Source organism: Streptomyces sp. NBC_00726 (genome assembly GCF_045161735.1).
GTDB lineage: Bacteria > Actinomycetota > Actinomycetes > Streptomycetales > Streptomycetaceae > Streptomyces.
On sequence record NZ_CP108983.1, the window covers coordinates 5,565,893 to 5,578,321 of the forward strand.

The window sequence follows — 12,429 nt, forward strand, 5'->3', positions numbered from 1 at the left end:
CTTACACAGTTTCCGTCGTGGTTCCCGCGTACAACGCCGCTGCCACCTTGGGCCGGGCCCTGAAGTCCGCGCTTGCCCAGACGCACCGGAACGTCGAGGTGATCGTCGTCGACGACGCCTCGGCCGACGGGACCCTCGGCGTGGCGCGGCAGTTCGCGGCGGCCGACGGGCGTGTACGGATTGTCGAGCGTCCGCAGAACAGCGGCGGTGTCGGGGCTCCGCGCAATATGGGCATCATGACCGCCACGGGCCAGTACGTGATGTTCCTGGACGCGGACGACGAACTCCCCCTCAAGGCGTGCGAGGAGCTGCTCGCCTCGGCCGTCGTCACGGGTTCGGACATCACCGCCGGACGCGCCCTGCGTGTCAACCTCAACACTGAGGAGACCACGGTCTGGCAGCCGCAGCTCTACGCCTCTCCGCGTACGGTGGCCGGGCTGCGCGCACTGCCCCAGCTCTTCGACGACCCGATCGCGGCAGGCAAGCTGTACCGGCTCGACTTCCTGCACAACCACGGGGTCCGGTTTCCCGAGGGCGTCTACTACGAGGACACGTACTTCTCCACGCTGGCCAACTACTGGGCCGGTTCGATCACCTTCCTCACCGCCCCCGTGTACCGCTGGATGTGGGAACGCGACTCCTCCGCGCCCTCCATAACGAACCGCCGCGGCGAACTGCGCAGCATTCAGGACCGGGTCGCCGTCCACCAGTACACGGACTCCTTCCTGCGTCAGGTCGGGGAGGGCGAGCTCCTCGCGCACAAGGCGGTGAAGTTCCTCTCTCACGACCTGCATCTGTACGCGCGCGAACTGCGCTCGGGCGACGAGCGGTACCGGCGGGGTTTCGCCGCAGTCGTGGGCCCGTACCTGCGCTCCCTGGAGCCCTCCGTCTACGAGCTGTGCGGCGTGCTGGAGCGGGTCCGTGCCTTCTGCCTCATGCACGGGCGGGTAGACCTGGCGCTGTCCGTCTCGGACTACACGCAACGCCGGAGCGTGCTCAGCTCGGACCTCGTCGAGCGTGACGAGCGCGTCTACTGGTCCGAAACGCTGCTGCACCTTCCCCACGCGGAACGCTTCCTCGATGTCACGGATCTCGACCTCGTCGGCAAGCCGCTGACCGACGCGCGGCTGTTCAACCAGGCGACCGAGGTGGAGATACGGGGCGATGAACTCCACCTGTCCGGATACCTGCTCAATCAGTTCGGCAGGTTCTCCACCGGTGGCAAGATCGAACTCAAGGCCGTGCTGCGACTGCGCAGCACCAAGAGGGACCACGTCTTCCCGGTCAACGCGGTCGAGACGGACGATCACCGTGTGCATTACCAATCGGTCCTCGATCTGAAGAGCAGCGTGGGAGCGGCGACCGGCGAAGGCGTCTGGAACCTTTTCGTCCAGGTCCGCCACGCGGGCCAGCGCGCCACCACGACCGTGGCGATCCATGGCATCGACATCACCCGGGAGCGTTACGAGGGCCCGACCGGAACGTACGAGATGTACGAGACGGTCAGCGGGAACGTCGCGCTGCGGCTGGAGACCGGGGAGCGTGCCGCCCTGGACACCCGCAGGGGAACTCCCTGGAACTGGTGGCACGGCGCCGAGGAACCGCCGCCGGTGACCCAGCCCGGTCCGTACCAGGCCGCGGTCGTCGTCCACTGCCACAACGACGAGCACCATCTGAACGAGTCACTGAGGTCGCTGGCGGCCCAGAGCGTGTTCACCCAGACGCAGATCGTGTTCGTCGATGACGGTTCCACCGACCGTACGGGCGAATTCCTGCACAACTTCGTCGCTTACTACCGCAACGCCTCCGTGCTCCGGCTCCCCCCGCAGGGCGCGGCGGCAGCCTACGAGCACGGCCTCGCCGAGGTCGTCGCCCCCTACGTGCTGTTCGCCAGTGGCCGCGACATTCTCGGCGCCGACAGTCTGCGACAGCTCACCGAGTCGGCCGTCAAACACGACGTCGATGTGGCCATCGGGAACTACGACACGTTCCCCGGACCGCGTCGCAACGCCAACGAACCGTGGAAGCGGTACTTCGGCGGGGGTGCCAAGGGCCGGACCGACCTGGTGGCCAAGGCTCCGCACATGCTCTTCTCGGTCGACCTCGGGAACAAGCTCTTCCGTGTCTCGATGCTGCGCGACCACCGGATACGGCCGTCGGACGGCGGCATGTTCGTCGAGACGTGGGTCAGCGTGCTGGCGCTGGCGACCGCCCGGACCTTCAGCATGGTCGACCGGTACGTCTATTTCCAACGCGATCCCGCTCAGAACGACTCGCTTTTCGATGTCGACTGGAACGACCCGGTCAAGGTCCGCCAGCGGCTCCACCTCAACCGGTACCTGCTGGACTACGCCGAACGGCTCGAGGAGCCCATGGCGCTCCTGATCCAGCGTTTCGTGGTCCGCTCCTACCAGCCGTTCCTGCGCAACTACCACCGCATCATGAACCGCACGGAGATCGCGGACGTCTTCGAGGACCTGTGCGCCGTCTACGCCCGGATTCCGGAGAAGACGCTGCTCCAGTACGTGACACACCCCGTGTCACGGATCCAGCACCATGCCGTCCGCACTGGCAACTTTCCGCTGTTCTGCGACCCGTTCTCCAAGCCCGAGTACGAACCGTCGCTGCAACTGGACGAGAGGGGTATGTACCGGCGGCTCGCGGCCGACGGCGTCGCGTCCAGCCTGCTCCGGGTGGAGCGCCAGAAGGCCGTACTCGAAAGTGTGCGTTACCGGGACGGCGAGCTTCAGTTCGAGGGTCTGATGACCCTGACGGGCGTCGACATCTCCCAGCTCTTCACGAACCGCATCGAACTGATATGCACGGACGGGACGAGGAGTGTGGCGATCCCCGCCGAGCAGGTGTACCGGCGCGACCGGTGGCGGGTCAGGAACGAACGGGACTGGTTCGGGGGATGGCGTGCGGCGGCGGCGCCGAAGGCGCTCGCCGGACTCGCCGGCCGCGACCTCACGGTGGTCCTGCGCTTCCACGACGGCGACCGCCACGTCGATGCTCCGGTCGGAGCACGGCTGATGCTGCACCGGTTCAAGGGCATGCGCAGGATCGGCCGTGACTGGCTGTGGCTCGGTGTCCGTGACGACGACTCCATGGTCTTCCGCTACTTCACCGGGGCCGGCCGGAAGCTGCGGGGCCGGCTGTGGCATCTGCGGCGCCAGGTGCGGTCCGCGCTGCCCGGCCGACCGGGCTGGCGTACGCGCCTCGCCTACCTGCTGAGCTATCCCCGGCTCCACCGCAAGGACATCTGGATCATCGGCGAGAGGGCCGATACCGCGCAGGACAACGCCTACCACCTGTTCCGGTGGATCAGGGAGAACCAGCCGCGCCGGAAGGTCTACTACGCCATCAACGGGGACGCCAAGGACCGGGCCAAGGTGGCACCGTACGGGCACGTCCTGGACCGCACCTCGCGCAAGTACCGGATGTATCTGCTGCATGCCAAGCGGCTCATCAACCCGTACGACCTGGAGGCATACCTCGGGTTCCCCGAGCTCAGCAAGAGCTCCTTCCTGCGGGGCTACGGAGACCTGCTGAACTACCGGAGGGTCTTCCTCCAGCACGGGGTCACGTACAACGACGTGGCGCCCTCGGTGCACCAGCAGGTCACCGACGTCGACCTGTTGCTGACCGTGGGCCAGGCGGAGCGTTCGTACTTCGCCGAGCACTGCGGCTATGGCTACGCCCGGGTCGCGGCCGCGGGCTTCCCGCGGTTCGACGCCCTGCAGCCCGTGCGTTCGGGACGGCCGAGGGTGCTTCTGATGCCCACCTGGCGGAGAGACATTGTCGCCCCTTCGTACGACAGGGCGGCCAAGGCGAAGATCCCGTTCGCCGCGTCCGACTACTTCCGGTTCTTCTCGACCCTGCTGCGCGACGAGCGCCTGCTGGCTGTGCTCGAACGGCACGGGGTGGAACTGGAGTTCATGCCGCACTATGAGATCCGCCCCTATCTGCACCACTTCCGCATCGACCATCCGTCGGTGACCGTGACCGGCGACGGACGGGACGTGCAGCTGGCCATGCGTGAGTGTTCACTCCTGGTCACCGACTACTCATCGGTCTTCTTCGATGTGGCCTACATGGGCACCCCCATCGTCTACACGCCGTTCGACGAGGAAGACTTCTACGGCAACCACTACAAGCGCGGCTACTACGCGTTCGAGCGCGACGGATTCGGCCCGGTCTGCCGCGACGTCGACGCGACGGTGCGGGAGATCATCGCCACGATCGAGCGGGGCTTCGCCATGGAGCCGCGGTACCGCGCCCGGGTCGACGCCTTCTTCGGCCGCCGGGACACGAACAACTCGGAACGGGTCTTCCGGGCCATCGGCGAACTGGAGGGGGCGGTCGAGAGCAGCTGGGCGCCGGACGCGCCGTCGAGCACGCACAGCGCGCTCGACGGCGGCGCGGACCGCCACGATCGGGATCCCAGCAGGGAGTGGGCGTAGTGCAGTGGACGCGCACGGTCCGGAGCGAGTTCACGCAGCTTCGCGGAACGCGGCAGGATGACCTGGCTCCTGCGGGAGGCCCGGCCGGACGACCTGGTCCTGTTGTTGTTGGGCTTCTCCCCCGACAGCGTGGAGTGGCCGGATGACGACATCTTCGGAGAACTGGCGCGGACCCGGACCTTGGAGGTCGTCGAATGAGTGACTGGTATCTACTCGCCCGTATCCAGGTCGCGCACCCGGAGCGCACAGGAGTCTCGGCGCTCATGGAGCTCCACGCCGACGCGGACCCCGAGGTCCCCGTGGTGCCTGGCCAGGACATTGCCCTGCATCTGCAGATACTGCCCGCGGGCGGCCCCTACCGGGCGTACGGCTACATCTTCGACGACATCGTGGCCGAGCACGCCACCATGGCCCAACTGCAAGGGCTCGGACACCTCCCCAACGGCCGGTTCGCGACGTACGCGAGTGGAAACGAGCCCCGGGCGGTGACCGCCGTCCTCACGGTGAACGACGATGCTCCCGAGGGCGCGGTCCTGCTCCCCAAGGTGTGCGTCGGCGTGATGTCGTACGCGGGCGAGAAACTGGTCTCGTCCGCCCAGATCACCGACGCGGGCTTCCGGGTACAACGTGCCTGGGTGCCCGGCCGCAGCCTGTCCATCCCGTCCGGCGGCTACGCCGTCATCGGTCCCGACCGCGACGCTGCCGAGGCGGGCTTCCGGGTAGTCGGCGTGGGGATCCCACAGGCGGGTACGGTGACCGCGGCGCCGGACGGCAGCGTCACCTACATGGGAGTGCCCGGAGCGGCCGGCTACGACCGCTTCTCCGTCTGTTACGAGAACGCGCGGGGCCACCGAAACTGGTCCGAGGTGACCGTGTACGCGGGGGACATCGGCAGGAACCCCGGATTGCTCCCCGGCGCCCTCGCGGGATGAGGCGTCGTCTGTTCCTGACCGCGGCCGGTGGCTGGGCCCTGGGCGGTTGCGGCACGGCGGAGGCGCCGAGGCCGCCCCGAACCCCCGCCCGCCGGCTTCCCCCCGGCGTCCGGTACGAGGAGCACACGGTCCGTCTCCCGGCCGGCCCTGTGCGTTACCAGGCGCTGTCCGTCGCGCCGGACGCGCCGGTCAAGCTGGGCGCGGTGCACGGTGCCCGCCTGGACTCGGCGGAGACCGTGCGGTCCATGGCGAAGCGGGCCGGGGCGGTCGCCGCCGTGAACGGTTCCTTTTTCGACATCCGTACCAGTGCGGTCTTCAGCGGCTACGACGGGGACCCGCTTGGGCTGTACGTCGAGCACAACGCACTGCTCAGTGAGGCGGCGAACGGACGTACCGCCCTGGTTCTGGGAGAGGACGCCGTCTCCGGACGCATCACCGAAGCCCGCTCGGTGAGCCGCGTGGTGGCCGGGGACGGTGCGGCGCGGCTGATCGACGGCGTCAACCGGATGCCCGGCCGGATCGTCGGATGCGGCGGAGTGGGAGGCGATGTCCTTCAGGGGAAGCGGCACACCGCCCCCGCTCACAACAAGCTCTGCACCGACCCCGATGAACTGGTGCTGTTCACACCGCAGTGGGGGACCGAGGCGGCCCGTGCGCCGGCCGGAACCGTCGAAGCCGTCCTCGCCGCCGGGGGCCGCGTGCTCCGTCTCCGCACACCGGCCGGAGGGCCCGTGCCGGACGGCGGCCGCGTCCTGCAAGGAACCGGCACCGCCGCGGCCTGGCTGCGCCGCCACGCCCTGCCGGATACCGTCCTGCGCATCACATCGCAGGTCTACGACAGTGCGGGGCGGCGGCTGTCGGGGAAGAACCTGACCGTGCTCCAGGCCGGGCCCCGGCTGTTGCGCGACGGCCGCGTCGACATCAACATCGAGGCGAACGGGCTCTCCCCGACTGCGCTCTCCCAGCGCCACCCCCGGACCCTGGCGGGGTTCACCCGTGACGGGACCCTCCTGCTCATGACGGTCGACGGCCGTGACCCCGGCGCCAGCATCGGTGTGACCATGGCCGAGGCGGCTGAGCTGATGCGTGCATGGCACGCCCACGACGCCCTGAACCTCGACGGCGGCGGTTCCACGACGATGGTCGTGCTGGGGCAGCTCCGTAACCGCCCCAGGGGGTCGAACGGTGCGAGGGTGACCGAGCGGGCGGTGGCCAACGCGCTGGTCGTCGTGGCCGCCCAGGCGCACGCGTAGAAGCCGCCGGTTACGCGGACGGGCCGTACGGAAACGAAATCCGTACGGCCCGTCCGCGTAACAGACAAACGCGTTACGCAGGAACGCTCGCCACGCCCGCCGCCAGGAACTTCTTCCCGTTCACCCGCTCCGACACGCCCTCGCGGTCCAGGTACGGTGTGATGCCGCCCAGGTGGAAGGGCCAGCCGGCGCCCGTGATCAGGCAGAGGTCGATGTCCTGGGCCTCGGCCACGACGCCCTCGGCCAGCATCAGGCCGATCTCCTGGGCCACCGCGTCCAGGACGCGGTCGCGGACCTGCTCCTCGGTGAGGACGGTGTCGCCCTGCTTGAGGAGGGCGGCGACCTCGGGGTCGAGGACCGGGGCGCCCGAGTCGTAGACGTAGAAGCCGCGCTTGCCGGCCTTGACGACCGCCGCCAGGTTCTCGGAGACGGTGAAGCGCTCCGGGAAGGCGCGGTTCAGGGTCTCGGAGACGTGCAGGCCGATCGCCGGGCCGACGAGCTCCAGGAGCACCAGCGGGGACATCGGCAGGCCGAGTGGCTCGATGGCCTTCTCGGCGGTCTCGACCGGGGTGCCCTCGTCGATGACGTTCTGGATCTCGCCCATGAAGCGGGTGAGGATGCGGTTGACGACGAACGCCGGGGCGTCCTTCACCAGCACCGCGGTCTTCTTCAGCTTGCGGGCCACACCGAAGGCGGTGGCCAGCGAGGCGTCGTCCGTCTGCTCGCCGCGCACGATCTCCAGGAGCGGCAGGATCGCGACCGGGTTGAAGAAGTGGAAGCCGACGACCCGCTCGGGGTGCTGGAGCTTCGACGCCATCTCGGTGACCGAGAGGGACGAGGTGTTGGTGGCGAGGATCGCGTGCGCCGGGGCGACCGCCTCGACCTCCGCGAACACCTGCTGCTTGACGCCGATCTCCTCGAAGACCGCCTCGATGATGAAGTCGGCGTCGGAGAAGCCCTCCGCCTTGTCCAGCACACCGGTGACCAGGGCCTTCAGGCGGTTGGCCTTGTCCTGGTTGATGCGGCCCTTGCCGAGCAGCTTCTCGATCTCGGCGTGGACGTAGCCCACACCCTTGTCGACGCGCTCCTGGTCGATGTCGGTCAGCACGACCGGCACCTCCAGGCGGCGCAGGAAGAGCAGGGCGAGCTGGCTGGCCATCAGGCCCGCGCCCACCACGCCGACCTTGGTGACCGGGCGCGCCAGGTTCTTGTCCGGGGCCCCGGCCGGGCGCTTGGCGCGCTTCTGGACCAGGTTGAAGGAGTAGATCCCGGACCGCAGCTCGCCGCCCATGATCAGGTCCGCCAGGGCCTGGTCCTCGCGGTCGAAGCCGGCGGACAGGTCGCCGTCCTTGGCCGCGGCGACGATCTCCAGCGCGCGGTAGGCGGCCGGGGCCGCGCCGTGCACCTTGGAGTCGGCGATGGCCCGGCCGCGCGCGACGGCCTGGTCCCAGGCGTCCCCGCGGTCGATCTCGGGGCGCTCCACGGCGACCGTGCCGTTGAGCACGTCCGCGGTCCAGACGAGGGACCGCTCCAGGAAGTCCGCGCCCTCGAAGAGCGCGTCCGCGATGCCCAGCTCGAAGACCTGCTTGCCCTTGAGCTGGCGGTTCTGGTTCAGCGAGTTCTCGATGATCACCGAGACCGCGCGGTCGGCGCCGATCAGGTTCGGCAGCAGCACGCAGCCGCCCCAGCCGGGGACCAGACCGAGGAAGACCTCGGGCAGCGAGAACGCCGGCAGCGCCTTGGAGACGGTGCGGTACGAGCAGTGCAGTCCGACCTCGACACCGCCGCCCATCGCCGCGCCGTTGTAGTACGCGAACGTGGGCACCGCGAGGCCGGAGAGCCGGCGGAAGACGTCGTGGCCGCCCTTGCCGATGGCCAGCGCGTCCTTGTGCTCCTTGAGCAGCTCGACGCCCTTGAGGTCGGCGCCGACCGCGAAGATGAACGGCTTGCCGGTGATGCCGACGCCGGTGATCGCGCCGTCCGCGGCCTCCTTCTCGACCTGGTCGATCGCGGCGTCGAGGTTCGCCAGCGACTGCGGCCCGAAGGTGGTCGGCTTGGTGTGGTCCAGGCCGTTGTCCAGCGTGATGAGGGCGAAGCGCCCGGCACCGGCCGGCAGGTCCAGGTGGCGTACGTGCGCCTGGGTGACGACCTCGTCCGGGAACAGCTCGGCCGCACCCTTCAGAAGCTCGGTGGTGGTGCTCACTTGTCGCCTCCGGCGTTCTCGAAGTGCGGGTTCTCCCAGACGACTGTGGCGCCCATGCCGAAGCCGACGCACATGGTCGTGAGGCCGTAGCGGACCTCGGGGTGCTCCTCGAACTGGCGGGCCAGCTGGGTCATCAGCCGGACGCCGGAGGAGGCCAGCGGGTGACCGTAGGCGATCGCGCCGCCGTACTGGTTGACCCGGGAGTCGTCGTCGGCGATGCCATAGTGCTCCAGGAAGGCCAGCACCTGTACGGCGAACGCCTCGTTGATCTCGAAGAGACCGATGTCCGAGATGGACAGGCCGGCCTGCGCGAGGGCCTTCTCGGTGGCCGGGATCGGCCCGTAGCCCATGACCTCCGGCTCGACGCCCGCGAAGGCGTACGAGACGAGGCGCATCTTGACCGGGAGGCCCAGCTCGCGGGCGACGTCCTCGGCGGCGAGCAGCGAGGCGGTGGCGCCGTCGTTGAGCCCCGCGGCGTTACCGGCGGTGACGCGGCCGTGGGCGCGGAACGGGGTCTTCAGGTTGGCCAGGGACTCCATGGTGGTGCCCGGGCGCATCGGCTCGTCGGCGGTGACCAGGCCCCAGCCCGTCTCACCGGCCTCCGCGTTCGTGCGGCGCACCGAGACCGGCACCAGGTCCTGCTGGATCTTGCCGTCGGCGTACGCCTTGGCGGCCTTCTCCTGCGAGCGCACGGCGTACTCGTCGGCGCGCTCCTTGGTGATCGTGGGGTACCGGTCGTGCAGGTTCTCCGCGGTCATGCCCATGAACAGGGCGGACTCGTCGACCAGCTTCTCCGACACGAACCGCGGGTTCGGGTCGACGCCCTCGCCCATCGGGTGGCGGCCCATGTGCTCGACACCGCCGGCGACGACGACGTCGTACGCGCCGAAGGCGATGGAGCCGGCCGTCGAGGTGACGGCGGTCAGGGCGCCCGCGCACATGCGGTCGATGGAGTAGCCCGGGACGGACTGCGGCAGCCCGGCCAGGATGCCGGCGGTACGGCCGAGGGTCAGGCCCTGGTCGCCGATCTGGGTGGTCGCGGCGATGGCGACCTCGTCGATCTTCTTGGGGTCCAGGTCCGGGTTGCGGCGCAGCAGCTCCCGGATGGCCTTCACGACGAGATCGTCGGCGCGGGTCTCGTGGTAGATGCCCTTCGGGCCCGCCTTGCCGAACGGGGTGCGGACGCCGTCTACGAAGACGACGTCCCGGATGGTACGAGGCACGATGGCTCTCCTCCAGGGTGCGGGATGGCACTGCTGCGGGGCGCGCCCGGAGGCACGCCGCTCCGGTCATGCTACTTGCGGGTAACCAGACTGCCCACCCCCTGCGGCCGGAGCGGCGAAGGTCACACGCGGAAACTGCCCGCCGAGCACCCCTCCGCACACGGCGAATGGCCCGGACGGACTCGTTTGGGAGTCCGTCCGGGCCATTCGCCGTGTGTGCGGAACGTGGCGTGATTACGCCCCTGTCCTGTGCCGTTACGAGAGCCGCGTGCCGTTACGAGGGCTGCGTGAGCGCCCGGTACAGCAGCGGGGCCACCTGCTCGATCTGCCAGTGCCGCGCGCCGTACCCGGCGAGCGCGGACTCCACCGTCTCCGGCGTCGGGTTCTTCGGCGGCTCCCAGCAGACCCGGCGCACCGTGTCCGGCGTGATCAGGTTCTCCTGCGGCAGGTGCAGCCGCTCCGCCAGCGCGGAGACCGCGGCGCGGGCCGCCGAGAGCCGGGCGGCGGCGGCCGGGTCCTTGTCGGCCCAGGCGCGCGGCGGCGGCGGTCCCGCGAGGGCCTGGCCGGGCTGCGGCAGCTCCGTGTCGGGCAGCGCCTTGGCCCGGTCCACGGCGGCCTGCCACTGCTCCAGCTGGCGTCGGCCCATGCGCGGTCCGAAGCCGGTGAGGGCGGTCAGCGCCTGCGTGTTGGCCGGCAGGGAGAGCGCGGCCTCGATGATCGCCGCGTCGCCGAGCACCTTGCCGGGCGAGATGTCGCGCCGCCGGGCGATCTGGTCCCGGGCGTTCCACAGCTCCCGGACGACCGCCATCTGGCGGCGGCGGCGGACCTTGTGCATCCCGGAGGTGCGGCGCCACGGGTCCTGACGCGGGGGAGCGGGCGGCGCCGAGGCGATGGCGGAGAATTCCTCCCGCGCCCATTCCAGCTTGCCCTGCCGGTCCAGCTCGTCCTCCAGCGCGTTGCGCAGGTCGATGAGGAGCTCGACGTCCAGCGCGGCGTAACGCAGCCAGGGCTCGGGCAGCGGGCGGGTGGACCAGTCGACGGCGGAGTGGCCCTTCTCCAGCGAGTAGCCGAGGACGTTCTCGACCATGGCGCCGAGGCCGACCCGCGGGAAGCCGGCCAGCCGCCCGGCCAGCTCGGTGTCGAAGAGCCCGGTCGGCGTCATCCCTATCTCGCGCAGGCAGGGCAGATCCTGCGTCGCCGCGTGGAGGATCCACTCGGTGCCGCGCAGGGCCTCGCCCAGCCCGGACAGGTCGGGGCAGCCGACGGGGTCCACGAGCGCGCTGCCCGCCCCGTCGCGGCGCAGCTGGACGAGATAGGCGCGCTGGCCGTAGCGGTAGCCGGACGCCCGCTCGGCGTCCACGGCCACCGGGCCCGAGCCTGCGGCGAATGCGGCGATCACCCCGGCCAGGGCGTCGTCGGACGCCACCACCGGCGGAATGCCCTCGCGCGGTTCGAGCAAGGGGATCGGCGCCGGGGCGACGTCGTCCGGGGGGGCGCCCCCGGTGGTTCGCAGTGATGTGTCTGCTGCGGTCTCTTGGGCGTCGGTCACGTGTCAAGGGTATCTGTGTGTGCGCGGCGCCTGCCGACGGAACGTTCCGTCGGCAGGCGCCGATGCACATAATCCAGCCGGTTCCGTACGCCGGACACCGGCCGGGGCGGGGAATCAGTGGATGATGCCCGTCCGCAGGGCCACCGCGACCATGCCGGCGCGGTCGCCGGTGCCCAGCTTGCGGGCGATCCGGGCGAGGTGGCTCTTCACGGTCAGGGCGGACAGCCCCATGGAGACACCGATGGCCTTGTTGGACTGGCCCTCGGCGACGAGCCGCAGGACCTCCACCTCGCGGCCGGACAGTTCGCGGTAGCCGCCCGGGTGGCTCGGGGTGCCGGGGGGCCGGCGGTGCATCCGGGCGGCGGTGGCGCCGATGGGGGCGACGCCGGGACGGGCCGGGTGGCCGATGTTGGTACGGGTGCCGGTGACGACGTAGCCCTTGACGCCGCCCGCGAGGGCGTTGCGCACGGCGCCGATGTCGTCGGCGGCGGACAGGGCGAGACCGTTGGGCCAGCCGGCGGCTCGGGTTTCGGACAGCAGGGTCAGCCCGGAACCGTCGGGCAGGTGGACGTCGGCTACGCAGATGTCGCGCGGGTTGCCGACGCGGGGGCGGGCCTCCGCGATGGACGACGCCTCGATGACGTCACGAACTCCGAGTGCCCACAGATGGCGGGTGACGGTGGAACGGACGCGCGGGTCGGCCACGACGACCATGGCCGTCGGCTTGTTCGGGCGGTAGGCGACCAGGCTTGCGGGCTGCTCAAGGAGAACGGACACCAGGCCTCCTGGGGGAGTGGCGGGACGGG

Annotated in this window: 8 protein-coding genes; 4 read left to right on the forward strand and 4 right to left on the reverse strand. The window is 70.1% G+C overall.

The window, feature by feature from the left end:
* Positions 1-17 precede the first annotated feature (17 nt).
* From OG338_RS24780 to OG338_RS24795, 4 genes are read left to right on the forward strand one after another with little or no spacing between them, the layout of a single operon-like run.
* Complete coding sequence (locus OG338_RS24780; RefSeq protein ID WP_405939421.1) at positions 18-4,463, forward strand: glycosyltransferase; 4,446 nt, start codon at positions 18-20, stop codon at positions 4,461-4,463.
* 57 nt (positions 4,464-4,520) lie between these two features.
* A complete protein-coding gene (locus OG338_RS24785) occupies positions 4,521-4,661 on the forward strand; it encodes a hypothetical protein (protein ID WP_405939422.1) in 141 nt (46 codons plus the stop codon).
* Complete coding sequence (locus tag OG338_RS24790; RefSeq protein WP_405939423.1) at positions 4,658-5,395, forward strand: hypothetical protein; 738 nt, start codon at positions 4,658-4,660, stop codon at positions 5,393-5,395. The genes OG338_RS24785 and OG338_RS24790 overlap by 4 nt, the downstream gene beginning before the upstream one ends.
* Complete coding sequence (locus OG338_RS24795) at positions 5,392-6,648, forward strand: phosphodiester glycosidase family protein (RefSeq protein WP_405939424.1); 1,257 nt, start codon at positions 5,392-5,394, stop codon at positions 6,646-6,648. Before OG338_RS24790 ends, OG338_RS24795 begins: the two co-directional genes overlap by 4 nt.
* Positions 6,649-6,721: 73 nt before the next feature.
* On the opposite strand, the gene OG338_RS24800 is transcribed toward OG338_RS24795, so the two are convergent.
* The 4 genes from OG338_RS24800 to OG338_RS24815 all read right to left on the reverse strand — a co-directional run bounded on the left by OG338_RS24800 (position 6,722) and on the right by OG338_RS24815 (position 12,400).
* The gene (locus OG338_RS24800; protein ID WP_405939425.1) at positions 6,722-8,851 is read right to left on the reverse strand and encodes a 3-hydroxyacyl-CoA dehydrogenase NAD-binding domain-containing protein; all 2,130 of its coding nucleotides are present in this window, start codon (positions 8,849-8,851) and stop codon (positions 6,722-6,724) included.
* Positions 8,848-10,074, reverse strand: a complete 1,227-nt coding sequence (locus tag OG338_RS24805; RefSeq protein WP_405939426.1) for a thiolase family protein — start codon at positions 10,072-10,074, stop codon at positions 8,848-8,850. Before OG338_RS24805 ends, OG338_RS24800 begins: the two co-directional genes overlap by 4 nt.
* A gap of 274 nt (positions 10,075-10,348) precedes the next feature.
* Positions 10,349-11,623: an HRDC domain-containing protein gene (locus OG338_RS24810; protein WP_405939427.1), complete on the reverse strand. Its 1,275-nt coding sequence runs from the start codon at positions 11,621-11,623 to the stop codon at positions 10,349-10,351.
* Between the two features lie 114 nt (positions 11,624-11,737).
* Positions 11,738-12,400, reverse strand: coding sequence for a response regulator transcription factor (locus OG338_RS24815; RefSeq protein WP_018100712.1), 663 nt, complete (start codon positions 12,398-12,400; stop codon positions 11,738-11,740).
* Positions 12,401-12,429 lie beyond the last annotated feature (29 nt).

Bases quoted from the DNA above. Each gene is read 5' to 3' on its own strand.
- OG338_RS24785 (WP_405939422.1), top strand. From the start codon at position 4,521: ATGACCTGGCTCCTGCGGGAGGCCCGGCCGGACGACCTGGTCCTGTTG.
- OG338_RS24790 (WP_405939423.1), top strand. From the start codon at position 4,658: ATGAGTGACTGGTATCTACTCGCCCGTATCCAGGTCGCGCACCCGGAG.
- OG338_RS24795 (WP_405939424.1), top strand. From the start codon at position 5,392: ATGAGGCGTCGTCTGTTCCTGACCGCGGCCGGTGGCTGGGCCCTGGGC.